A 26,000-nucleotide genomic window follows, 5' to 3' on the forward strand; every position below is an offset into this window, starting at 1 on the left:
AAAAAATTATAAAAACCCTATCTACTTTTAGTATATAATTTATTTTAATCTCTATTTTATCTCTATCTTATCTCTATCTTAAGAGTTGATTTAACCCACTGCTCTTTTGAGTCACTTCTTGCTTTTGTCTCCTCTTTTATCACTCTTGATTTCTCTATGTTTTTTGTTTGAATGAGGTAGTTTGTTAGAGTTTCTGCTCTTGTCTTTGCTAAGGCTATTAGCTCTTCATCGTTCACATTTTGCATCTGCGTACACTTCTCAAAAAGAGCCTTTTGATACTCTAATTTAAATAGTTCTTTTTGATATTTCTTCTCAATCTCACTCTTTAAGAGAGTTATATTTTGATTTCCTAAAAATTTAGAGCATATTGACTCAACTGTGTTTACGCTAACACCTACACCATTTGCATTTTCGTTTAGTATGAGTTGTGTTAGTTTCTTTGCTTGCATTGCTTCTTTATCCACTTTTGCATCAAATCCGCTAGCAACTATTAGAGATAATTTAGGCTTTTCTTGGAGCATCTTAGCTATGTTATCTAACTTCTCTCTCTCAGAGGCAAGCAATACCGCCTCAGAAGCTTCGAACTCTACAAAATCCATATTATCTCCACTTATGCCCATAGCAGAAGCTAAAAATTTAAAAGGAGAGGCAACAGCTTTTACAATAAGATTTACAAAAGTTTTTAAAATCATTGCACCATATTTAAAATCTGGCTTACTTATATCTCCCTCAACGGGCATGTTAATATCTATAACACCCTCAGAGTTTTCAAGAAGAGCAACAGCAAATTTTAGTGGGAGTTTTGTAATATTTTCATCTTCTATCTCATCACCCAATTTTATGTTTTTGATAATCAGAGAATTTTTGCCAAGAAGCTGTGAATCAAAAATTTTGTACTCTAAATCAAGAAAAAACTTTCCTTGATCTATCTTATACCCAGCAAACTGTGCGCTATAACCACTAAAATTATTGAGACTTAGATTTCTAAAACTAAAGAGTAAATCCATATATGACTTTATGTTTGAAGCCTCAACGCTCCCTTTTAGTTTTGCGGAGCCATACTCATCAACTCCACCATCAATCTCAACATAACTAACCTCTTCTTTCGCGCTTGAAATTGCATATACATTTCCATTTAAACCGTGTATTGCCGTTTTAAAATCGAGTGGAAGTGAGTAATCTGCGAAATTGGCACTTCCATTTGTTACTTTTAGATTAAGGAGTTTATAGCTTAGAGGGGGTTTGTTTGATGGCTTTTCCTCTACATGTGACTTTTTTTCTCTAAGAAGTTTTGCTAGATTCATAGTTTTATTTTTATCTATCTGCGCATCAATGTAGAAAGACTCAAGCAGTATTTCATCCATATTTAGCTCATTTGAGAGTGTATCAAACTTAAATGAGTTAAGATTTGCTTTTATAAAAGAGGCTACTGTACTATCATCTCTAGTATCATGTAAAAAGAAGTTCTCAACGCTCAAGCTTCCCTCTAGCGTTACTTTGTACTTATCTGCTTTTTGTTTATAACTGCTCTTGCTCTTTAGGCTAAAATATCCATCACTTATCCTTAGGAATGTGCTCTCTCTTAAGTATGGAGTAATCTCTTTTAAAGAGATATTTTTAAACTCAAATTCCCCTTTTTGTTCAAGCGGAGTGTGTTTAATAGAGCCATTTGAGCTAATAGAACCATTAGAATTAACCCTCAAACCAAGTGCATAATCAAACCAACTCTTCTCTTTTGAATCTATATTTTTTGCACTTATATTTATATTATCAATTATGGTTTTTGAGTTATCTTGTATGCTTTTATCATCAAATAGGAGTTTTGCGCCATTCATATCAAATGAGTCAAGCTTTACATTATATGGAACTTCTGCTGTTTTTACACTCTTTTCGTTTTTTATCTCCTCTTTAGCCTCTACTAAGCCATCAAGATTTAGAGTGCCATCTTTCGCTCTGCTTATATTTAGAGCCAACTCATCTAAAGAGATATTTTCTACATGTAACTCTTTTGTTTTTGTATCCAAAGCAGCATTTTTTAGAGAGAAATTTTTAAATTCTGCTAGTTGCTCTTTGTTGTCTCTTCTGCTTAAAGAGAGGCTCTTTATATCAAAATTTGCACCAGCTACATGTAGATTTTCATCTCTTAGCAAGAGGTTTGCATCAAAGCCTAAAGTAGCACTCTTAAGAGCAATATTGTACTTTTTGAGCTTATCTTGGGCAATTTTATCTATGTATGGATTGTAATGTGTAATGTCAAAATTGGCGCATTTTATATAACTATCAAGCAGTAGATTTTTATGTATCAAAGAGCCATCAAATCTACATGTAGCGCTTGTGTTTAAAACCAAATCAAGGGCATATTTTATTGGCTCTTCGCCCAAGAGTGTAATATTTTTTATCTCTGCATCAAGAGAGTTAAGCTCTGTTTTGAGTGATGGTTTTATAGTTTTGTCATGAAATATGGCAGCTATTTTTTTAAGCCCCACACTCTCTATGGCCACACTCCATTTTGTCGCATTATCATCCTTTTTTAGCTCTTTATTTGAAGAGCTATCACTTTTAAAATAGCCAACCCAATCTATCTCTGCTTTTTCATCACGCTCAACCTTAACCTTCATTGAGTCCAAAACAACACTCTTTACCGATACCTTGTAATCCATCGGTTTCATACTTGCATCACTAATATTCAAACTCTTTAGGGTTAAAATATCGTTATTGGCATCTTTTGGTTTAACTCTCAAATCATTAAGAGTGAGGTGTATATTATCTACATGTGTTGCATTTATATCATCTATATTAAAGTTATATGTTGCACCAAAACTAAACACCCCATCGGCTACTTCGACCCTCAAGACATCTTGAATATATTTCCAAATTGAGTACAATTTAGCGTCTTTGATATCAACTCTTCCATCTACTGCAAAAGGGTTTAGAGCTAAAATATTTGCCCTCAAATCAATCTCTCCGCCATCTTGCAAATTTGAGTTAAATCTAAATTTTGCGCCACTTGAGCTGAAATCTTTTGTATCAATATCTGTAAGTTTAAAGCTTATTGCATCCGCTATAAACTCAAATTTTTGAGGTTTTGAAAAATCTTTATACGCAATGATACCATTTGAGAGAGAGAGGCTATCAACTATAACTCTTAGGCTATTTTTGCTTTTTGCTGTGCTGTTATCATCTGCGCTCTCTTTTACTAAATTTGCAAAATTAAATGTTCTATCTTTGTCATATAGAAGAGAAATTTGTGGATTTTTAAAATTTATCTCTTTTACATGTAGCACCCCTTTTAAAAGTGGGAGCAATTTTACATCGATGTATAAAGAGTCAAAAGAGGCGAGGTGGTTATTCTCCTCATCTCTTAACTCTACACCAGAAATTTTCAACTCAAGGAGATATGGATTAAGCGATATATCTTTGATAGTTATGTTTGAGTTTGTGCTCTTTGCAACACTCTTTGGTATTTGCGATTCCAAGAGAAGTGGAACTACCAAAAAACCAACTACTGTATAAAAGGCTATAAGTGAGAGTAAAATTTTCTTAAACATTGATAGACCTTGAAGCTTAATAGCTAAAGTCTATCGTATTGTATTTTAAACAGAGATTATTTAGCCTCTCTTAAGATATCTTCTCGTGGATAGGTAAAAGTTGACTCTCTAAGAACTTCTATCTCTCCCTCATGTCCTACTGCATAAGCACGTATGGTTATGGGAATAATCGTATCATGTCTTGAATCATCTGCTAACTTATCATATGTTCTAAGCACTACAATTTTTTTCTTTTTCACATCAGGTGTTACATCAAAAGAGTCTTTTGGTTTTTCAATCTCTAAAGTTCCCTTTAGACCTTGAGGCAATATAACTTCAAAGTAGAAGTTTAGAGTTTTATTCTGCGTATTTTGTAGTAAAAACTCATAAGCGTTCTCTACTACAACTCTTCCATCGCTCTCTTTATGAACAGAGTATAAGCGATTTTCTTTGTTTATATTTAGAAGCATATTCTCTTTTTTACTACCCATAATAATCATCGCAACAGCGATTCCAATAAGAAGCACAATGTACGCAATAATCTTTGGACGGAAGTATTTTGTCTTGCCTTTTTTATCTATAATCTCATATTCACTCGACCAAGTAACAAGAGATGGTTTGCCTAGTTTTCCCATAACAACAGTACATGCATCAACACACTCTAAACAGTTAATACACTCAAGCTGTAACCCTTTGCGTATGTCGATATGTGTCGGACAAACTGTTACACAACTCTCACATGCAGTACACTCTGCGTGAGCTTCAACTGCTTGGAGATCTTTTTGTTTTGTAAATACTTTTTCTTTGTCACTATTGTAGATATGTCCGCCTCTGTTTGTATTATAAAGCGCCATAACAGTATTTTCATCATATAAAACAGACTGTATCCTTGAATATGGACATACATAAATACAGTAATCCTCTTGTAAAAATACAATATCATAAATGAGAAAAAGTGCAGATGATACTAAAGTACCAAGCAAAATCATATGTTCAAAAGGATCTGACATGTAAGCAAAAAAATCTTCAGGCGGCACAAAAAACCAGATAAGATTTGCACTAGCGACAAAAGAGAGCACAACCCAAAGCAAAATAGCAACAGCTCTTTTTATCTTGTTTTGAGCAATACTCATATCTGGTTCTAGTTGTTTGTTTTTTATACGCTTTCTAAGTTTTAGCAGTTTTGTCTCAATCACATCACGGTAGATTACCCGAAAAATAGTTTGCGGACAAATCCAGCCACAAAACACTCTTCCACCCATAACCGTCATACCAAAAATTCCCAAAAACAGCATCATTAATAAAAATGGTAAAAGATATAACTCCTGCATATCAAACTGAACAAATCCAAGATGAAGCTTTAATTTATCAAAACTAAGTAGAAAAAAGTGACTCCCATTTACCTCAATCCAAGGTAAAACCAAAGCCATAATTGTCAAAAGAATAAAGAAATAATATCTTTTTATTCTCCAAGCGGTAGGTATTTTAAAACCTTTTATCTCTTCACTCATAAATACTCCTAATTTTCTATTGTTACACTCTAAAATATACTTTTTGACATAATCTTGCCAAAATTATAACAAAAATTATATAAATTCTCATTATCTATTGTAATAATAATTATAAATTTAAATATATTTTTTATAAAAGTCTCTTTTATGCTCTGTTCTGATAAAATAGAGAACTACTATTTTACCGAAAAGATTTTACATGACAACTAAAGAGTATATCTTAAAAACTATCAAAAACAGACCGCTCATTATAGATGGAGCTATGGGAACACAGCTCCAACAGCGAGATGACAAAATCTCAAAAGAGGCTTGGGAGGGCAACGAGGGTTGTAATGAACTCTTAAATGTTACCGCTCCAGAGATACTCAGCGAGATTTTTCACGCTTATCTTACATCTGGTGCAGACTTTGTTACAACTAACACCTTTGGCTCATTCTCTTGGGTTTTAGATGAGTACCAAATCGGGCATCGTGCTTATGAGCTAACATATGCTGGAGCAAAACTTGCAAAAGATGAGTGCAAAAAATTCTCAACTCCAACTCATCCACGCTTCTGTCTTGGCTCAATCGGACCAGGTACAAAGCTTCCATCTCTTGGACATATAACTTATGATGAGATGTACAAGGGTTATACTGAGTTTTGTTTAGCACTTATAGATGGTGGTGTTGATGTTTTTTTACTAGAGACCGCTCAAGACCCGCTCCAGATAAAAGCAGCCCTTCATGCGTGCAATGAAGCTTCAAAGCAAAGAGGCGTAGAGATTCCTATCATGGTCTCCGTTACAATTGAGCTTAGTGGAACTATGCTCATCGGAACAGATGCGCAAACGATAGCAACCATCCTTGAGCCATTTGATATATTGAGTCTAGGATTTAACTGCGGAACAGGTCCTGAACAAGTACTAAAACATGTAAAAACTTTGAGCGAAATTTGGCATAAACCAATCAGCGTTCACGCAAACGCTGGGCTTCCTCAAAATCGTGGAGGATACACATACTATCCAATGGGACCAGATGAATTTGCAGCAAAACAGCAGAGCTTTTTGGAGTTTGATGGTGTTAGCTTTTTGGGTGGATGTTGCGGGACAACTCCACAACACATAAGAGCGTTGGTAAACCTTGTTAGTGATATAGCTCCAAAAGCACCAAGTGGAAAACATGAGAACTCCTTAGCATCTCTTTTTTCTACAGTTCCGCTTATGCAAGAGTCTTCGGCTCTGCTTATAGGAGAGCGTTCAAACGCAACAGGTTCAAAAGCATTTCGTGAGCTTCTCTTAGCTGAAGATTATGAGGGAACTCTAAGTGTAGCACAACAACAAGTAAGAGCAGGAGCGCACGTGCTAGATGTCAGCGTTGGCTTTGCTGGACGTGATGAGACAAAAGATATGAACAGAGTAATGAGTCTTTATGCCCAAAAAATAGCACTCCCTCTTATGCCAGACTCAACACAAACAGCAGCCCTTGAAGAGGCATTAAAACTAATCGGTGCAAAACCTATAATCAACTCAGTAAATCTTGAAGATGGAATAGAGAAATTTGATGCCGTCTGCTCTCTTGCTAAAAAATTTGGTGCTGCTCTTGTTTGTCTAACTATTGATGAGATAGGCATGGCAAAGAGCGTTGAGAGAAAGCTTGAAGTTGCGGAGCGCATCTATGATTTGGCAGTAAACAAACATGGCATAAGAGCTGAAAATCTAGTCTTTGACCTTCTTACATTTACGCTTGGAAGTGGCGATGAAGAGTATCTTGATGCTGGTATAAACACTATTGAAGCCATAAGAGAATTAAGACGCAGACACCCAGAAGTAGGCGCTACACTAGGACTCTCAAACATCTCTTTTGGGCTTGATAAAGATGCAAGACCATATCTAAACTCCATGTTTTTACACCACTGCAATGAAGCTGGGTTAACAAGTGTTATCATAAACGTAGCCCATATTATTCCTATAAACAAGATAAGCAAAGAAGATCAAGAGATTTGCGATAACCTCATCTTCAACCGCAAACCAAATGCGGCAGCACTCTTTGAGTTTATAGACCACTTTAGCACAAAAGAAGCAGTTGATAACAACGCAGTGGATGAAGCATATTTAGCCATGAGTGATGAAGAAAAAATCGCAAAACTGCTAATGGACGGCGACAAAGATAGAATGATTCCACTTGTTGAAGAGGCACGTCATAAGGTAGCTCCTGAGAAAATCGTAAATGAGATACTAATTGATGCTATGAAAGTTGTAGGCGAACTCTTTGGCTCTGGGCAGATGCAGCTCCCTTTTGTTCTGCAAAGTGCGGAAACTATGAAAAAAACAGTCGATTATCTAAACCCATACTTGCCGAAAATTGATAAAAGTGTAGATACAACTTTAGCGCTTGGAACAGTAAAGGGCGATGTGCATGACGTTGGTAAAAATCTTGTAGATATTATCCTCTCAAACAACGGTTTTAAAGTTAAAAATCTTGGTATAAAAGTAGATATTGGTGAATTTATACAGAGCATAAAAGAGTCAAATGCCACAGCTCTTGGGATGAGCGGTTTACTTGTTAAATCAACACAAGTTATGAAAGAAAATCTTGAAACACTCCAAAAAGAGGGGATAAAAATACCAGTCTTACTAGGTGGTGCCGCACTTACCCGCTCCTTTATAGATGATTTTTGCCGTCCATTATATGATGGTCCTATATTTTACTGCAAAGATGCATTTGATGGCGTAACCGCTATGAGCCGTATTGAAGCTGGAAATTTTGATACAAATCTTCACCCAAAAGATTCTCAAGAAAAAATAGTAAAGATAAAAGAAGAGGTAATTATTCCTCCATTTAGCGAACTCAAAATGCCATCGCGTGATGTTACTGTACCAACACCTCCTTTTTGGGGAAGACGCGAACTTAAACTTACACCTCAACAAATTGAGATGGCTTTTGATTGGATAAACCATAAACTGCTTTTTAAATCACGTTGGGGATACAGTTCAAAAGGCTTGAGTGAAGAAGCTTACGAAAAACAGCTAAACGATATAGTCTGGCCAGCTTATGAGAAGTTAAAAAAGCGTTTTATTGAAGAGAAACTCTTTGAACCTACCATTATATATGGATATTGGCCGTGCAGAAGTGATGATGATTCTCTGCTTATTTTTGATGAAAGCAGAGGCTACAATAGCCAAGAAGAGATTAATCGCGAAGATCTTGATAAGGTAAGAAACCAAGCGATAGAGAAGTTTACTTTTCCACGCCAATCACGACAACCTCACAGAGCCTTGAGTGATTTCTTCCATAGTGATAGAGATGATGTGGTTGCTTTTACATGTGTTAGTGCTGGATCAAAACTAAGCGATGTAGAGAGAGGGATTTATGATAGAGGCGAATACACAGAGTACTATCAATTTCACGGTCTTGGAGTTGAACTTGCAGAGGCCTTGGCAGAGATAGTACATAAACAGATAAGGCTTGACTTAAATATCTCTGATGGAGAGGGGAGCAAACTTAGCGATGTTCAGATGAACAGATATCAAGGCTCAAGATACTCGTTTGGTTATGCCGCATGTCCAGATTTAGAGCTTAATCGCCCACTCTTTAACCTTCTAAAGCCAGAAGAGTTTGGGATTGAGTTAAGTGAAACATTCCAAATTCATCCAGAGCAATCAACCTCCGCACTTGTGGTTTATCATCCAAATGCAACCTATTACAACGTATAGCTTTTTGTAGTACCGCTTAAACTTTGTCACTAACTGACAAAGTTAAGACTCTTTCATCACTACTTAATACTATAATGTTTCAAACAATATAAAGGATAAAAAAATGAAAAAATTGCAATTTCTTGCTATTGCGTTAGCTCTAGGTGTAAGTTCACTCTTTGGTGGTGTATATAAGGTGGATCCTTCTCACACGAATGTTACTTTTTCAGTTAAGCACATGATGATAAGCACAGTAAACGGAGAGTTTCAAAAATTTGATGGAACTTTTGAGCTAGATAAGAAAAACAAACTTATCGCTTTAAGTGGTGAGATGGAAGTTGAATCTATAAATACAAATATTGCAAAAAGAGATGCACATTTAAAGTCTGATGAGATATTTGATGCAAAACAGTTTCCAAAAGTCACTTTTGTCCTTGATAAAATAAAAGGTAATAAAGCTTATGGAAAATTAACTATCAAAGGCACTACAAAGGATGTTGTTCTTGATTATGAGTTTGGTGGTACTGTTACAGACCCATGGGGAAAACAGAGAGCTGGGCTTAGTCTAAGTGGTAAAGTTGATAGAAGAGATTACAACATTACATGGAACCAAGCTCTTGAAGCTGGTGGCGTTGTTGTAAGCGAAATTGTAAAACTTAATGTTGAGATACAAGGCATTTTAAAAGGTGATGATGAGTTTTAACTCATATTATATGTAAACACTCTTGGCTAGGAAACTCTCTTCTAGCCTCTTCTTCTATAACTCAAAGCTTCTAAAATGTGTCTTTTCTCAATAATAACACTCGATTCCAAATCTGCAATAGTACGGGATATCTTTTGAACTTTTTTTATAGCTCTAAATGATAGCGCAAACTGCATTGTAGCTCTTTGTAAAATATCATTTGCTTCTTTATCAAGTATGCAATATTTATCAACCTCTGCATCACTTAGTTTTGCCGTAAAAGTGCGCTGCTCCCTTTGCTTTACTATTTTATGTACCTCAATAACTTTTTCATGCATCTCTTTAGAGCTAATAGTTGCTCTGTCGTGCAAAGATACAGGTTGCATCACAACAGATAAATCAATCCTATCCAAAAATGGTTCTGATAGTCTGTTTTTATACCTTTGAATATCAAGCTCTCTACATCTACACTCTTTCTCTTTATGCAGTAAGTTACCGCATGGACATGGGTTCATTGCACTTACAAATAGAAAATCACTCGGGTATTCTATCTTAGAGTTTACTCTTGAAATTCGTATTTTATTATCTTGAAGTGGCTCACGAAGAGCCTCTAAAACACTCTTAGAGAAGTGTGGAAGTTCATCAAAAAATAAAATTCCACGATGAGCCAACCCAACCTCTCCAATTTTTGCCGTATGACTTCCACCACCAAATACACTAGCAGTTGTAGATGAGTGATGAGGAGAGCGAAAAGTTCTAAGCGGTCTAAATTGCGGCTCTTTACCATCAAGAGCATCAAGCTTTGCAATATCTAAAATTTCATCACTGCTAAGAGGAGGAAGTATATATCTAAGGCGCTGCGCTATCATGCTTTTTCCGCATCCAGGGCTTCCCTCTAATAAAATATTGTGAAATCCAGCGGCACTTATAAGTGCCGCCCTCTTTGCCACCTCTTGCCCTTTGACATCTAAAAAATCTTCAACATACTCTTCATCATAGTAGTAAAATTGATCTCTTACACTTATGTTTGGATACTCAATTTTTTTATGCACTATATTAGGCATAGCATTTGCGCTATTTTTTAAAAGTGCTATCGCCTCATTTAAATTTTTTACACCATAAAAATCTATATCTGGTATATTTGAGAGTTTATCCAAACTCTCGTATGGAACTATTGATTTTTTAATTATCTTTTGCTTAGCAAGAGATAACAGAAGCGGATACAGCTGAAGATTCTCTTTAACAACGCCATCAAGACCCAATTCTCCAAAAACAAACCATTGACTTAAATCATCTTCAAGATAATCAAGTGCAATTAAAAGAGCAATGCTCAGATCAAATTGACTACCCTCTTTTTTGACGTCACTTGGAGCAAGGTTGATTGTAATTCGTTTTGGTGGAAATGTAAACTCATTGCAAAGAAGCGCAGATTTTACACGCTCTTTCGCCTCATTTATAGATGCGCTTGCCATTCCAACAACACTAAAAGAGGGCAGTCCCTTTGTAAGAGTGGATTCGACATAAACAACTTTTGCTTCTATACCTTCATAAGTGGCACATGCAACCATTTTCATTATATCAACCTCTATTAAGTTGATATAATTATACTATTTAAATTTTTAGATGTGATAAAATATGACAAAATGTCATTAAGCGAATTGGTTCTTTGAGAGTTTTTTCTCTTTTTGGACTTTTTTATACTCTTTTTCAAACTTTTTTCTGCGAGAGTATGAGAGTTTGTCTATAAACAGTACTCCATGTAGATGGTCTATCTCATGTTGTATTGCAACACTAAGCAACCCAGTTGCTTCAATTGTCTTTGTGTTTCCTTCTCTATCTTGATAATTAACACAAACTCTCTCAAATCTGCTAACGTCTTCATAAAAACTAGGTACACTTAAACAGCCCTCTTGATAAATAGTCTCTCCCTCACTTTGTGTAATTATAGGATTTATCATCTCTATAAGCGAATCTCTTGACTGTTCATCATTGTCGTCTGGAATATTTAAAAGTAGCACCTGTTTTGCATATCCAACTTGAATAGCAGCTAAGCCTATGCCATTTGATTCTATCATAGATGCATACATTGCTTCAAGGAGTTTATGCAACTCTTCATCAAATTTCTCAACAATTTTTGATTTCTCTTTAAGTCTTTTATCTGGATATTCTACTATTGTCAGCTTCATCTTCTTCTATTGCTCTTAAGTTTTTCTTAATAAAACCGCATAATCTAATTTAGGATTTTCATATGCTTTTTCTATCCCATCCATAGAACTCACAATAATCTCTTCTACTGAACTATCTTCTGTTATATCAGTAATACCTACCGAAATTTTAAGCTGGATTTCACGGTCTGCTAAAAAAAAGTTGCTATTTGAGACAAGTTCACAAAGTCTCTCACTTGCTTTTTTAGCACTCTCTATATCGGTATGCTTTAAAAGCATAACAAAAACGCCATTTCCATAGTGTGTGACTATATCGCTTCTTCTTGAAGTCTTAAGCAGAAGTCTTGCTATAGTTTTTGTCATAAGCATAACCGCTTTTTCATTTGCAACACTAGCTTTTAAATCACGAGACAGCTCAATCATAATAAGCGAACTCTTATGTTTAAACTTCATTATCAAGCTTATCTCTTGCTCAATTTTACTCATCAAATAGCGCTTATTATAAACACCATACTGATTATCAAAGATGGTCTCATTTTCAACATTTTTTATAATTTTTGCAGTATCATCGTACATACATTTGATGCTGCTGCTCTGTTTTTTAATTATCTCATTTAGTTTTATTATGTCAAAACCAAGTGATGTTGCTATATTTTTAGCCTCTTTTATATCACCGCTTGCTTCTAAGTCTTCTTTTCTTTTTTCAAGAATTTTAGTCATAAGTGCCATATTTTTATATAAATTTGCAGTAATGCTAAGAATATTTTTTATATACGAGAAGCCCTGTTTTAAGCTTTGTTCAATCATAATAGAGTTCTCTGCATCATTGCTCTCTTCAAGCTCTAGCATAGAAGCGATATGAGCACGTGCACTTTGGCTCTTATCCTCTAGGAGTCTATCAAAATAGAGTGCAAAATTATTTGGTGTTGGTGGCAATCCATCTTTAATAAGAGCGTTTAAAACCTCTTTTGAGTAGAGTTCAAGCTCGCCTTCTGGTTCAACAGCTACACTCTTGTCTGTAACTGCTGCCAACGGCTTTGCGGTTGTATTGTTACGATTTATTCTGCTCCTTAAAGGTCCAGCCATACCAACTCCTTTTTTTTAGTTACTCTTTGCTCTTTTTTAGTAAAACTTCATCTATCATGCCGTACTCTTTTGACTCCTCGGCACTCATAAAGTTATCTCTATCTGTATCTTTTTCTACTTTTTTAATGCTCTGAGAACAGTTTTTTGCCAAAATAGCATTTAACTCCTCTTTCATACGAAGAATCTCTTTTGCTTGTATCGCAATATCTGTAGCTTGTCCTTGAGCACCGCCAAGAGGTTGATGAATCATAATTCTTGCATGTGGAAGAGCATACCTCTTTCCTTTAGCTCCACTTGAGAGTAAAAATGCTCCCATTGATGCAGCTTGACCAACACATATAGTAGCAACATCCGGACGGATATAGTTCATAGTATCATAGATAGCCATTCCAGCAGTAACTACACCGCCAGGAGAGTTTATGTAGAAGTAGATATCCTTTTCTGGGTCTTCAGCCTCTAAAAAAAGCATTTGCGCCACTATTGATGAAGCAACAGCGTCGTTTACCTCTCCGCTTAGCATAATAATTCTATCTTTTAAAAGACGAGAGTAGATATCATAAGAACGCTCTCCACGAGCAGTTTTTTCAACTACATAAGGGATATAACTCATCTAATTAAGCCTCTTTTATCTTTGAGTTAAGAATCTGTGTAAGCACCTTATCCTCAACCATTGACATCTGAATTGCAGGTAAATAACCAGCATTTTTATACTTATCGTAAGCTAATCTTGGATCTTGTCCCATCTGCATAGCCTCATAATAAATTGTTTGCATAACTTCATTCTCATCTACTCTAACTTTTTCCTTAGTTGCTAATGCATCTATGATAAATGTAGCTTTTACACTTTTTTGAGCATCAAGACGGAATGTTTCACGAAGTTCTTGAAGTTTATCGGCATTTTCACGCAGCTCTTTAATCTCATCTTCACTCATTGTGCTAGCTTTTCTATTAAGTGAAACATCAATCTCTTGCTCAACTACAAATTCTGGTAAATCAAAATTGATTTTTTCAACATATGTCTCTAAGAGTGCAGATTTTAACTCTTCATTATAAAGTTTAGCAAGTGCCTCATTCTCTAATTGAAGTTTTATCTGAGCTCTTAAATTCTCTAAACTTTTGTCATCTTGACCTGCTAACATTTTTGCAGCGAAAGCTTCATCAATTTCTACTTTTACTTTTTCTTGAATATTGTGAAGTGTTACTTTAAATTCAGCATCTTTTCCAGCTAACTTCTCAGAACCATAACTCTCTGGGAATGTTACTTTTATAACTTTCTCTTCACCAATTTTCATACCAACAACTTGCTCTTCAAAACCTGAGATAAATTGATTAGAGCCAAGAACAAGTGCAAACTCTTGTGCTGCACCACCTTCAAATAGTTCTCCATCAATTGAACCTTCAAAGTCTATTATCGCACTGTCACCATCTTTGGCTGCTCTTTTTTTCTTTAAATCGACAAATTTGCCTTGTGAATCAGCTAACTTCTCAAGTCTATCTTCAACTTCTTTATCACTTATCACAGGCTTTTTAAAAGGTGCAACCATGTCAGCGTAGTTTTCAAGATTTATTTCAGGTCTCATAGCGATTTTAACAGTTACTTCAATTTTATCATCACTTTTGTCAAACTTAGAGATATTTGGCTCGCCAATTAATGCACTCATCGCCACTTTTAACTCATCGAGTCCCTTATTTAAAACTTCACGAAGTGCTTCTGCTTCTGCATCTTGAATTAAACGCTCACCATACTGTTTTTTGATAACTGTTACAGGAACTTTACCTTTGCGAAAACCTTGAACTGAAGCAGTTTTTGTTAAATTTTTAGCAATTTTTTCTATATTTGCATCTATTGTCGTTCTTGGGATTTCTGCTTCAATTTGAGCATTTGCACTATTTATTTTATTTGTTTTGATTTTCATCAATTTCCTTTTATTTAATTTTATTATCTCAACTTAGCACTAAAAAAATCTCTTTCTTTAGTGTAACTAACCCGTATGCCACTTAAAAATTTGAAGTTTAATAACATTAAAATTCAATCTTATTTCATTACAATTTTGGCAATATTACCTTAAATCTGCTTTTATCTATCTTTAGGAGTGATTTTTACAAAACTTAGGTTTAAAGTTAAGCAGAAGTATCCATACCACTGCAACGTCTATCATTACATCTGCAAAATTAAACACCGCAAAATCAAATCCACAGTGCCAATAAACCATATCTACAACCCCGCCATGAATAAATCTATCATATATATTTGAAAATGCTCCACCAAGCATCAATCCAGCTGGGATTGCATAACAGAGCTGATTTAGGTAGAGCATATAACCAAAAACACCAAAAACCAGAACAAGTTGAATATATTTTAGCGACTCATCCAAAAAGGCAAACATTGAAAATGCCACCCCTTTGTTATATACCAAAATCAAATCTATACAATCACTGTAATATCTGTAACCATCCACAAAAAGTGACTTTATATTTTGATCAATTATAAAAATACCTGCTATTGTAAGTATCAGTATTGTTAAATGGCGAACTGTTTTATTATGCATTTAGGGCTTTTTGAAAAAACTCTACCATTTCATCCATATAGAGATTCATTTTTTTAGCATCTTTGCACTCAAGTAGAACTCTTAACTTATTTTCAGTCCCTGAGTAACGAACAAGATGATGAACTCCGTTTTCATCAAGCTCTTTTAATTTTTCATCAAGTCCATCTATCTCACTTAGCACTTTTTTTGTCTTGACTTTTATATTTACAAGTTTTTGAGGATATAGAGCAAATGGGCGGAGAGCTTTTGAAGCCTTTTGGGACGTTTTTAACAGAAGCGCTAAAACTTGAAGAGCAGAAACTAAACCATCTCCAGTTTTTGCAAAATCGCTAATTATTACATGTCCACTCTGCTCACCTCCAAAATTTATTCCCTCTTTTTTCATCACCTCTAAAACATTTTTATCTCCTACATCTGAGCGAAATAGTTTTAGCCCTTTATCAGACATAAAATCATCCAAACCTCTGTTGCTCATTACAGTTGAGACAATTCCGCCACCCTTTAGCGTGCCTCTATCACTCATAAAAGCGCCAAGAGCGCCAAGAAGTTGATCTCCATCTACAACCACACCATTTTCATCTACAATAACTACTCTATCGGCATCTCCATCAAGTGCAATTCCCAAATCCGCTCTGTACTTTACGACACTCTCGCAAACATCTTTTGTATGAAGTGCACCACAACTATCATTTATATTGAAACCATCGGGTTTGTTGTGCAAAACAATAACCTCAGCGCCGAGCTCTTCTAAAACTGTTGGTCCAACCATATATCCTGCACCGTTCGCTGCATCTAAAACTATTCGCATATCCTTAAGAGATAGATCTCTAGGAAATGAATTTTTTAACTGAACTATATAGCGCCCTATTACGTCATCAATTCTTTTCGCTTTGCCTATGTATTTGCCTTGAGTTTGAGCTTCCAAAATAGTATCTTTATCAAAAAATATCTTCTCTATCTCCTCTTCAACGCTATGAGGAAGTTTATCTCCACGTCCATCAAAAAATTTAATCCCATTATCTTCAAAAGAGTTATGAGATGCACTTATCATAATTCCCGCATCACAACGCATATTTTCAGTTATAAATGCAATGGCTGGAGTAGGCATCGGTCCGATTTGAATAACATCATATCCTATAGCAGTCAATCCGCTAACAATAGCATTTTCTATCATATATCCACTTCTTCGTGTATCTTTGCCAACCAAAATCTTATTTGTTATAGAGTGCGCTTTAAAGTATATCCCAGCAGCCATAGCTACTCTCATAGCAAGTTCTGCGGTTAAAAATGTACCAGCTTCACCCCTAACTCCATCTGTTCCAAATAATTTCATGACATTTTCCAAAATTTAAATTGTTGTATTTTAACACATTTAGCTGATGTTGTACTCCCTAAAGCTACATGTATAATATAAAAATAGACAAGAAATAACTACCCCTTTGTGCATATTTCCTAAAAGTATATAAAGTTAGGTAATAATAGTGAAATTTAAAAAAGGTTATATTGCAATTATGAAAAGAGTAGGCAACTTTTATTTGATTCTAATTTTACTCTCCAATACGGCTCTTTATAGTAAGAGCGTTGAACTTCTATCCAAAGAGAAACAAGAGCTTCTGCTTCAAGAGCAGAAGCGTTATGAATCAGAGCATGAGAAGCTAAAATATAACTGGATTGCACCACTAAATCTTAATGCCTCTTATGGATACGACAAAAGTGCCAGTGACATGTACTCAGATTCAAAGAAGATTCAGGCATCTATCTCTCAGGATATTTTCCGCTCGGGCGGAATAACTTACGCTATAAATTATGCAGATGCAAAAAAAAGAGCTGATGAGCTTGGTCTATATAAAGAGATATCCTCTCTTAATGAAGATTTTTTTCTATCTCTTTTGGGTTATAAAAAAAGCAACTATGAGCTAGAGCAAAGCACAAAAAAACTTGCAAATTATGATATTGAAATCTTTATAAAACGCCAACTCTACACTGCAGGAAAAGTTGATATTACCGAATTAAATAATGCTCTTATGAACAAAAGTGCTGAGCAAAAAAACTATGCTCTTCTTGAGGCAAACAGAGCTAAATATAGGTTAGAGGTCTCAAAAATAAGCGATATAGACCCGCAGAGTTATCAGCTATACTCTTTTGAATTAATCCAAGAGGATAACTATCTTAGAGATAATTTTGACCTTCAATTTACCAACGCACAGAGCAAGAGTTACAAAGAACTATACAATATAACAAAGAGTAGTTATCTTCCCTCGCTTACAATTAGTGGCTCCACAGGCTACCAGAGCTATGACGCAAGAGAGAGTTTTATGAGATATGATGGTGGTTTTTATAGTGCTGGATTATCCTTGAATATACCTATTTCATACAATGCCAATGCAACTAAAGAGGAGGCAAAAGCGATATTTTTAAAATCCTCAGCTGAGCTTCAAGATAAAGAGCGTTCCCTTAGGGCCTCTTATGCACAATCAATTGAACTTATAAAGAGCTATAAAAGATATATTGAGATTACATCAAAAAATCTCTCTCTGTATGATGAGCTCATAGCCGTTATTGCGTCGGGTGTGGATATGGGTTACAAAACAGGATATGATTTACAAACACTAAAAAATTCTAAAGAGATAGAGCAATACAATATAAAAATAAATGAGATAAATATAGAGCTTGAGTTAGCAAAACTTCACTTTAGCACAAACAAGGAACATAGATGATACCAACAAAAGAGGCTATTGAACTAACAGTAGCAAAAGGTGCTAAAAAATCTTCTAAAAAGTATATGTGGATAGCTACTGTTTTAGTTCTTGTTTTTGGCACTGCTGCCTACTATAAATTTTATAACTCAAAGAGTGCTCTCTCTTATTTAAGCGTTCCAGTAGAGCTAAAAGACATAACAACAACTGTCTCAGCAACTGGGAATTTAGAGCCTACAAACAGCGTTGATGTTGGTATTGAAGTCTCAGGAACTATTCGTGAGGTTTTAGTTGATTATAACACTCATGTAAAAGTCTCTCAAGTTATGGCAAAACTCGATACAACTCGTCTAAACTCTGCCGTTGAGAGCTCAAAAGCAGCACTCTCAAGATACAGAGCAAATGTAGCTGAGGCAAAAGCAACTGTAGTCTATGCACAAGGCGAGTTTGAGAGAGTAGATAAGATGTATAGCGCAACAAATGGAAATTACCCATCCGCAAGAGAGGTTGATGAGGCTAAAGCCAGTATGGACAGAGCAAAAGCTGCCTATGATGCCACAATAGCCCAAACCAAACAAGCCTCTGCCGAACTTGCTGCTAATGAGGATAATCTTCGCAAAGCAATTGTTCTCTCACCTATAGATGGCATTGTTTTGGAGAGAAAAGTTGAGCCAGGGCAAACTGTAGCAGCAACAATGCAGACACCTATTTTATTTAAAATGGCAGAAGATTTGACAAAAATGAGAATCATTTTAAGTGTTGATGAGGCTGATATTGGCGATGTTAAAGAGTCTCAAAGTGTTGAATTTAGCGTTGCTGCTTATTCAGATAAAAAATTTAAAGGTACGATTACACAACTTCGCCTAAACTCAGAGATAATTAACGGGGTTGTAACTTATGATGCAGTGGTTGATGTAAACAACCAAGACCTACTCCTTCGCCCTGGAATGACAGTATCTGCTTTGATAACTACTTCTATTTTAGAGGATGTTTTAACTGTACCAAACGCAGCTCTTCGTTTTACGCCTCCTGAACAAAGCGATAGCCAAAAAAAGGCTAAAGAGGCTTTACAAACACTACATGTATGGATATTAAAAGATAATAAACCTCATGAAGTGGAGCTTAAAGTTGGAAAAAGTGATGGCTCATCAACGGTTGTTTTATCATCAGATTTAAAAGTTGGTGATAGTGTAATTATTGGGATTAAAAAGTAATGACACTAGATGAGAAAGAAGCCGTTATCTCTCTTCATAAAGTGGTAAAATCTTATGGCAGCGCAGAAGCTACAACTTACGCTCTTCGTGGTGTAAATCTTGAGATTAAACGTGGTGAATTTGTTGCAATAATGGGTCCTAGCGGTTCAGGAAAATCTACGGCTATGAATATCATAGGATGCTTAGATACTCTAAGCAGTGGCGACTATCTATTTGGTGGTGTAGATATCCAAAAGCTCTCTCTTGACCAAAGAACCCTCCTTCGCCGCAATTACATCGGTTTTATATTTCAAGGATTCAATCTCTTGGGCAAAACAACTGCTATTGAAAATGTTGAACTGCCTCTTTTATATCGAGGTTTTCCAGCACGCCAAAGATCAGAAATGGCAATGAATGCACTTCGCAGCGTTGGTCTTGAGCAAGTGGCACATCACACACCAGCAGAACTCTCAGGCGGACAACAACAAAGAGTTGCTATTGCAAGAGCCATAGTTACAGACCCTTTTATTTTACTAGCAGATGAGCCTACTGGGAATTTAGACACTGCAAAAAGCAGAGAGATTATGGAGCTGCTTAGCTCATTTAACAAAGAAAAAGGATTAACTATTGTCATGGTAACGCATGAGAATGAGATGGCATCTTACGCTTCTAGAATTATCCGTTTTCGTGATGGAAAGATTGATGATACACTACATGTAGAGAAAGCTTGATGATACAAAACGCTTTTTTTCTAGCATTTAGAGAGATTCGCAGAAGTGCTATGAGATCTATTCTCACAACATTAGGTATTGTAATAGGGATAGCATCAGTTATCGCTATGGTTATGCTAGGAGATGCAACAACTGCATTTATAACTCAAAACATATCAAAACTTGGCACAAATATGCTTATGGTTATCCCTGGGCAAGAGCGCAAAGGACCACCAAGCAGTTCTCTTATGGCAAAAAAATTTACCCATAGTGATATAGAAGCTATAAAAAAAGAGATTGCAAATCTAAGAGGTGCGGCACCTGTTGGTTCAACTATGATACGCGCTGTTTATGGGAATCAAAACTATTCAACAACCATAGAGGGGAGCAATAACGACTATTTTATTGTCAAAGATTGGGTTTTTGCATCTGGCAGAAATTTCAACGAAACAGAACTCCGTAGCGGAAAAGCGGTTTGTGTAATAGGAGAGAGTGTTAAAAAAGAGCTTTATGGTGACCTTGACCCAATAGGAACATCTATGCGGCTGGAGAATTTTTCTTGTGAAGTTATCGGTCTTTTGGAGTCCAAGGGGGCTGCGATGTTTGGAATGGATCAAGATGATATAATTGTTGCTCCAATTAGAATGTTTCAACGCCGCATCAGCGGAAATCAGGATATATCAAGAATCATGCTCTCAGCTAATAGCTCAGAAAATATCGAGGATGTTAAAGCTTCAACTATTATGCTTATGCAAGAGCGTCGCCGCATCGGTTTAAACCAAGATAATGATTTTTTTGTACATGATATGCGAGAGATGGTTCAAACTCTCTCATCTACAACCAAAATGCTTACTATTTTACTCGGCGCTGTCGCTGCTATTAGCCTCTTGGTTGGAGGAATAGGAATTATGAACATTATGCTTGTCTCAGTTACAGAGCGAACTCGTGAAATAGGCATCCGACTAGCCATCGGTGCCCTTGAGAGAGAAGTTTTACTTCAGTTTTTAGTAGAGGCTGTAGTTCTCTCCTCACTTGGTGGAGTTATTGGGATAGTTTTGGGCATTAGTGTAGGTGTTGGAGCTACAATCTTTTTTGATCTTCCTCTCATTGTTAATACCTACATTATCATTATTGCCTTTTTGTTCTCTACATGTGTGGGAGTTGTTTTTGGTTACTTTCCTGCGCAAAAAGCAGCTCGATTAAACCCAATTGATGCACTCAGACATGAATAAAAGTATAAAAAAGTCAGATTTTTAAACAAAAATATAGAAATAGTTTTATTTTAGCTTGGCTTTAACTTAATTTTAATTATTTTTAAGCTAATATTCTGCACTAAATTTTTATGAGAAGGACTCATGCATGGCAAATCACAAGTCATCAATTAAGAGAATTCGCCAAACTATCGTTCGTAGCGAACGTAATCGTTTTTATAGAACTCGTCTTAAAAACATTGTAAAAGATGTTCGTTCTGCAATAACCGCAGGTAACAAAGAAGAAGCAGCCTCAGCAATGGGCGTAGCAAACAAACAAATTCAAAAATTTGTAAGCAAGGGTGTCTTGAAAAAAGAGACTGCTGCAAGAAAAATTAGCCGTCTGCACAGAGCTGTAAACGCTATATAAGGTTAACAGCATAAATGTTAGCCGATAAACTTACTCCGTTTATCAATCGTTATAATGAACTTGGCGAAATGCTAAGTTCACCCGACATAACTTCCGATATCAAAAGAATGACCACCCTCTCAAAAGAGAGATCCTCCCTTGAAAAAATCGTTGAAAAAGCACAAGAGTACAAATCTGTAATTTCTCAGATTAACGATACAAAAGAGATGCTTTATGATGCAGAGATGGCAGAGATGGCAAAAGAGGAACTCAAAGAGCTTGAGATACAAATCCCTATTTTAGAAAACGATATAAAACTTCTTCTTCTTCCAAAAGACCCAAATGACGATAGAAATATCATCGTTGAGCTTCGTGCTGGTGCTGGTGGAGATGAAGCAGCTATATTTGTTGGAAATCTTTTTGAAGCGTACACTCGTTATGCTGATTTAAAAGATTGGAAAGTTGAGATTTTGAGTTCTTCACCTTCTGATGCAGGTGGATACAAAGAGATTATTGCTCTTATTCGAGGGGAACAAGTTTATAGCAGATTGAAATATGAAGGTGGAACTCATAGAGTTCAGCGTGTTCCAGCAACTGAATCACAAGGACGTGTACACACCTCAGCAATTACTGTTGCAGTTATGCCTGAAGTTGATGACGTTGAGATACAGATAAATGAAAATGATTTAAAGATTGACGTTATGCGTTCATCTGGTTGTGGTGGGCAAAGTGTCAACACTACAGACTCTGCCGTTAGGATTACCCACTTGCCAACAGGTTTGGTAGTGACAAATCAAGACCAAAAATCACAACACAAAAATAAAGAAAAAGCTATGAAAGTCTTAAAAGCAAGACTTTATGATTTAGAGATGCAAGAAGCTATCGCAAAAGATAGCGCAAACCGCTCAGCTCAAGTCGGAACTGGCGATAGAAGTGGACGTATTAGAACATATAACTATCCGCAAAACCGCATGAGTGATCATAGAATTACACTAACACTATATAGATTGGCAGAAATTATGCAAGGCGGACTCATGGATGAGATTATTGAGCCGTTAATAGCTGACCACCAATCAAAAATAGTTGAAGCAGCTGGACTCTAAAGGGAGTCTATCTCTGCGCTAAAGATGCTTCTTACTCTACCTCTAAAAGTAATCGTTCTATCGTTTACTCCAAGATATAGGGTCTCGCCGCTAGTTGGATAGACTTCTATATCATTACCAACCACTTTTTCGCTATACGCTCTGTAAAAACACGCAGCCATACCAGTTCCACAAGCCAAAGTCTCATCTTCAACGCCACGCTCATAAGTTCTAACTCTTAAGTTTTTACCTTCTATAAAAGCTATATTTACATTCGCATTATATTTATCTCTAAGCTCTCTTGCTTCAGCAATATCGAACTTTGTTATATCTTTTGTAAAATAAACTAAATGAGGAACTCCAGTATCAAGAAGCCACCATGATTTGCCATTTTCTAAAATCTCTTTATCTATAATCTTTGGAGGAGTTAGTTCACTCAAAACCATATCTCCATCAACCACAGCTCCTATAATCCCAGCACCTGTTAAAAATTTCATTACATTTTGTGCCAACTCATTTACATAAGCATAGTGTGCACAAGCTCTTGAACCATTTCCACACATATTGGCTTCACTTCCATCAGAGTTGTAAAATTGCCACTCAAAATCAATCTTTGATTTATCTCCTCCAATCTCATTTTTACTCTTAGGAAGAAGCACGATAAGTCCATCTGCTCCTATGCCATTTTGTCTATGACATAGTTTTTTTGCAAGAAGGCTTCTATCTTTTTTAACAAATGTATGAAAAATTACAAAATCATTTCCGTTTGCACTATATTTTGTTACTCTCATTTTTTCTCCAAATATTTAGCTTTTATCTTCTCTACAAACTCTTCGCACTCACGTTGAAGATGTTTCAAGTCCCCAGAGTTGTCAATCACCCAAGTTGCTCTTTTTTTCTTCTCTTCTATATCCATTTGGGACTCTATACGTCTGAGTGATTCTTCTCTTGAGAAACCATTTCTTTTTATAAATCTCTCTAGCTGAAGCTCTTTTGGAACATATACAACAACACTCTCTTTTATATCATAAGCACCACTCTCAAAAAAAAGCGGAATATCTATGAGATATGGAAACATAAAACTATCCTGCTTTATACTTCTTTGCTCTATCTCTGCCCTTATTTTAGGGTGTAAAAAACTCTCTAACTTTTTTTTTGCAATATTATCTGAGAAAATCAAAGTTCCAAGTTTAGAGCGGTTTACACTCACACCATCAACAAACTCATCGCCAAAATTTTCCCTAACCCACAGAGATGAAGCATCAAGTATATCATGCGAAATTGCGTCTGCGTCTATAACTCTCATGCCATTTAGTGACAAAAGTGAAGCAACTGTGCTCTTTCCAGTAGCAATTCCTCCACTAAGAGCTATAGCATATTTAAATGCCATTAGTTTTTAATGATTCCCAAGTACTCTTTGCGAATGTAATTCCCCATAGCAAAAGAGGCTACATGAACATCACAGTTATAGTACTTAAGTCCATCAATCATATCTGCACGTTGCAAAATCAAATCTGCTGTTGGATGGTACTCTTTAGAAGCCAAAAGTGCTGTATTTGAGCCTCCTATACTGTATGGCATTATGATTTTAAAATATTTCCCGAGTATTTTCATTAAGCTCTTGTTTGCCTCAACGTTATCTAAAGATGGATGAGTAGTCACAAACTGAGCATCTTTTCTTAAAACTCTGTTTACATGTGAAAAAAATGCTTCATCGGGACTCATTTCTGAGATAACTACATCAAAACTAGCATCATTTAAAGAGCTTATTTCACCAAGTGAACAGTTTATTACTTTTAAGTTTGCCTCTTTATGTCTTGCAACTTCAGCACTAAGCGACTCTGGCTTATCGCTTATAATTAAAATATCTTTCGCCTCTTTAGAGGTACACAAAGGTACATGTACCATCATTTCATTGTAAATAAAATCTTTCATTCTTATAATTTCCTAAGTTGTTTTATGCGATTCTAACATATTAGAATTAAAATCTCTAATTTAACTTTGCTATCACATTTTTTCTCTATGCTAAAAATAAGCTATAGGTAAGTCTAAAAATGATAATATAATCACAATTTTCAAATCAAAGGGATTCTCATGGCTATATCAAGAAGAGATGTTCTAGCACTATCAAGCTTAGCGGTTGCATCTACGGCTCTTAATGCGAGTACGCAAAAAACAGATAAAAAAAATAGCTCTAAAACAGAGTATAAAGCGGCTCTGCCTGAGACAAAAAACTCAAGAGTTGTAGTAGTTGGTGGTGGATGGTCTGGTCTTTGTATAGCAAAATATACAAAAGTTTTCGCACCAAATGCTGATGTTATATTAGTTGAACAGAGACATGAATTTATCTCTTGTCCTGTTAGTAATTTATGGGTTGTTGATAAAGTAAAACTTGAATATTTAACTCACGATTATCTCAAAGCAGCACGAAAAAATAACTATACCTATTTCCATGCAACAGCGATTGATTTAGATAAAGAAAATCAGATACTAAAAACAAGTGAAGGAGATATCAAATATGACTATTTGGTATTTGCACCAGGTATTGAGTATGACTACTCTCGTTGGACAAAAGACATAGCTTTTGAAAATAGATTAAGACAAGAGTACCCAGCTGGATTTATTCCAGGCTCAGAGCATATGACACTTAAGAGTAAAGTTCTAAACTTTAAGGGTGGCAACTTTATACTAACAGTTCCTGCTGGAAACTACAGATGCCTTCCAGCTCCATATGAAAGAGCATGCGTTATAGCGGACTACTTTAAACAAAAAAAGCTTGATGCAAAAGTAGTGATTCTTGATGCAAATAATGCCATAACAATAAAAGAAAAAGGTTTCCAGTCAGCATTTAAAGAGCTTTATGCTGATTATATTGAGTATGTGCCAAATGGCATAATTACAAAAATAGATTTAGATAAAAAAGTTGTTTACACTGAGTTTGATGAGTATGCGTTTGAAGATGCTGCATTTTATCCTCAAGTTAGAGGTGCTAAGATTTTAGAGAGAGTCGGGCTTGCTAAAGACGCTAAGAACAAACAAGAAGCGCATATAAACCAACTAACTTATGAAGCACTTGATGCTAAAAATGTCTATATTGCAGGCGATTCTCGCCCCATGGGCTTTTCAAAGTCTGGAAACACTGCAAATTCAGAGGGAAAATATGTAGCCTCTTTAATAGCACAAAAGATTAACAAAACAGCAAAAATAAAATGGGAATCACCAACTACCACATGTTTTTCTGCTGTCTCAATAGCTCCAGAAAAAGCAATCTATATCTATACACAATACGCTTACGATAAAAACAGAGTATTTAGTTTTACAGATACCATAAGTGGTGAAGATTGGAAAGAACATGGCAAACAAAATGCTGACTCCCTCTATAACTGGGCAGACGCAATGTATGATGATATGTTTAACTAACACTTGTAGCTCTTATAAAAGAGATGTTTTTTCATCTCTTTGTCTATTCTCTTTTGATAAACCAATCTCTGATATAATCCTCGCTCTAAAATAAAAATATATAAAATGGA

21 protein-coding genes are annotated in these 26,000 nt (G+C 35.7%); 9 read left to right on the top strand and 12 right to left on the bottom strand.

The features are described 5' to 3' along the window. Positions 1-62: 62 nt before the first annotated feature. Both SUDEN_RS10530 and ccoG read right to left on the bottom strand, forming a co-directional pair. Entirely contained in the window at positions 63-3,548 is a 3,486-nt protein-coding gene (locus SUDEN_RS10530) for a DUF748 domain-containing protein (protein ID WP_011373643.1), read from the bottom strand. A gap of 56 nt (positions 3,549-3,604) precedes the next feature. Further along, a complete protein-coding gene (ccoG, locus tag SUDEN_RS10535; RefSeq protein ID WP_011373644.1) occupies positions 3,605-5,038 on the bottom strand; it encodes a cytochrome c oxidase accessory protein CcoG in 1,434 nt (477 codons plus the stop codon). A 199-nt stretch (positions 5,039-5,237) separates the two neighbouring features. Between ccoG and metH the strand changes: the two genes are divergently transcribed. Further along, positions 5,238-8,729, top strand: coding sequence for a methionine synthase (metH, locus tag SUDEN_RS10540; RefSeq protein ID WP_011373645.1), 3,492 nt, complete (start codon positions 5,238-5,240; stop codon positions 8,727-8,729). Between the two features lie 103 nt (positions 8,730-8,832). Continuing rightward, positions 8,833-9,411, top strand: coding sequence for a YceI family protein (locus tag SUDEN_RS10545; RefSeq protein ID WP_011373646.1), 579 nt, complete (start codon positions 8,833-8,835; stop codon positions 9,409-9,411). A 41-nt stretch (positions 9,412-9,452) separates the two neighbouring features. Here SUDEN_RS10545 and SUDEN_RS10550 read toward each other — a convergent pair whose 3' ends face one another. The 7 genes from SUDEN_RS10550 to glmM all read right to left on the bottom strand — a co-directional run bounded on the left by SUDEN_RS10550 (position 9,453) and on the right by glmM (position 16,523). Then, a complete protein-coding gene (locus tag SUDEN_RS10550; RefSeq protein WP_011373647.1) occupies positions 9,453-10,964 on the bottom strand; it encodes a YifB family Mg chelatase-like AAA ATPase in 1,512 nt (503 codons plus the stop codon). Positions 10,965-11,039: 75 nt separating this feature from the next. Continuing rightward, entirely contained in the window at positions 11,040-11,576 is a 537-nt protein-coding gene (def, locus tag SUDEN_RS10555; protein WP_011373648.1) for a peptide deformylase, read from the bottom strand. Between the two features lie 15 nt (positions 11,577-11,591). Continuing rightward, the gene (locus tag SUDEN_RS10560) at positions 11,592-12,641 is read right to left on the bottom strand and encodes a GGDEF domain-containing protein (protein WP_011373649.1); all 1,050 of its coding nucleotides are present in this window, start codon (positions 12,639-12,641) and stop codon (positions 11,592-11,594) included. 19 nt (positions 12,642-12,660) lie between these two features. Continuing rightward, positions 12,661-13,251: an ATP-dependent Clp endopeptidase proteolytic subunit ClpP gene (gene clpP, locus SUDEN_RS10565; RefSeq protein WP_011373650.1), complete on the bottom strand. Its 591-nt coding sequence runs from the start codon at positions 13,249-13,251 to the stop codon at positions 12,661-12,663. A 4-nt stretch (positions 13,252-13,255) separates the two neighbouring features. Then, a complete protein-coding gene (gene tig / locus SUDEN_RS10570; protein WP_011373651.1) occupies positions 13,256-14,557 on the bottom strand; it encodes a trigger factor in 1,302 nt (433 codons plus the stop codon). 171 nt (positions 14,558-14,728) lie between these two features. Continuing rightward, positions 14,729-15,190 carry a signal peptidase II gene (gene lspA / locus SUDEN_RS10575; RefSeq protein ID WP_011373652.1) on the bottom strand — a complete coding sequence of 154 codons (462 nt, stop codon included), beginning with the start codon at positions 15,188-15,190 and terminating at the stop codon, positions 14,729-14,731. Further along, positions 15,183-16,523, bottom strand: a complete 1,341-nt coding sequence (gene glmM, locus SUDEN_RS10580; protein ID WP_011373653.1) for a phosphoglucosamine mutase — start codon at positions 16,521-16,523, stop codon at positions 15,183-15,185. The genes lspA and glmM overlap by 8 nt, the downstream gene beginning before the upstream one ends. A gap of 148 nt (positions 16,524-16,671) precedes the next feature. Here glmM and SUDEN_RS10585 point away from each other — a divergent pair, with 148 nt between their 5' ends. From SUDEN_RS10585 to prfA, 6 genes are all read left to right on the top strand, one after another. Further along, a complete protein-coding gene (locus SUDEN_RS10585; RefSeq protein ID WP_011373654.1) occupies positions 16,672-17,907 on the top strand; it encodes a TolC family protein in 1,236 nt (411 codons plus the stop codon). Further along, positions 17,904-19,100: an efflux RND transporter periplasmic adaptor subunit gene (locus SUDEN_RS10590; protein ID WP_011373655.1), complete on the top strand. Its 1,197-nt coding sequence runs from the start codon at positions 17,904-17,906 to the stop codon at positions 19,098-19,100. Before SUDEN_RS10585 ends, SUDEN_RS10590 begins: the two co-directional genes overlap by 4 nt. Next, positions 19,100-19,810, top strand: a complete 711-nt coding sequence (locus SUDEN_RS10595; protein WP_011373656.1) for an ABC transporter ATP-binding protein — start codon at positions 19,100-19,102, stop codon at positions 19,808-19,810. Before SUDEN_RS10590 ends, SUDEN_RS10595 begins: the two co-directional genes overlap by 1 nt. Beyond that, positions 19,810-21,021: an ABC transporter permease gene (locus tag SUDEN_RS10600; RefSeq protein ID WP_011373657.1), complete on the top strand. Its 1,212-nt coding sequence runs from the start codon at positions 19,810-19,812 to the stop codon at positions 21,019-21,021. The genes SUDEN_RS10595 and SUDEN_RS10600 overlap by 1 nt, the downstream gene beginning before the upstream one ends. A 127-nt stretch (positions 21,022-21,148) precedes the next feature. After that, entirely contained in the window at positions 21,149-21,409 is a 261-nt protein-coding gene (rpsT, locus tag SUDEN_RS10605) for a 30S ribosomal protein S20 (protein ID WP_011373658.1), read from the top strand. Between the two features lie 14 nt (positions 21,410-21,423). Then, entirely contained in the window at positions 21,424-22,491 is a 1,068-nt protein-coding gene (gene prfA, locus SUDEN_RS10610; RefSeq protein WP_011373659.1) for a peptide chain release factor 1, read from the top strand. Here prfA and dapF read toward each other — a convergent pair. Genes dapF through SUDEN_RS10625 form a run of 3 tightly spaced genes read right to left on the bottom strand, consistent with a single transcriptional unit; the run spans position 22,488 to position 24,405 of the window. Next, positions 22,488-23,261: a diaminopimelate epimerase gene (gene dapF / locus SUDEN_RS10615; RefSeq protein ID WP_011373660.1), complete on the bottom strand. Its 774-nt coding sequence runs from the start codon at positions 23,259-23,261 to the stop codon at positions 22,488-22,490. The genes prfA and dapF overlap by 4 nt on opposite strands. After that, positions 23,258-23,860: a dephospho-CoA kinase gene (coaE, locus tag SUDEN_RS10620; protein WP_011373661.1), complete on the bottom strand. Its 603-nt coding sequence runs from the start codon at positions 23,858-23,860 to the stop codon at positions 23,258-23,260. The genes dapF and coaE overlap by 4 nt, the downstream gene beginning before the upstream one ends. Next, positions 23,860-24,405 (bottom strand): spermidine synthase, encoded by a 546-nt coding sequence (locus tag SUDEN_RS10625; protein WP_011373662.1) that lies wholly within the window; start codon positions 24,403-24,405, stop codon positions 23,860-23,862. Before SUDEN_RS10625 ends, coaE begins: the two co-directional genes overlap by 1 nt. A 159-nt stretch (positions 24,406-24,564) precedes the next feature. On the opposite strand from SUDEN_RS10625, the gene SUDEN_RS10630 reads away from it, so the two are divergent. After that, entirely contained in the window at positions 24,565-25,890 is a 1,326-nt protein-coding gene (locus SUDEN_RS10630; protein WP_011373663.1) for an FCSD flavin-binding domain-containing protein, read from the top strand. The last annotated feature ends 110 nt before the right edge of the window (positions 25,891-26,000 follow it).

It is taken from the genome of Sulfurimonas denitrificans DSM 1251, assembly GCF_000012965.1.
In the GTDB taxonomy this organism is placed as follows: domain Bacteria; phylum Campylobacterota; class Campylobacteria; order Campylobacterales; family Sulfurimonadaceae; genus Sulfurimonas; species Sulfurimonas denitrificans.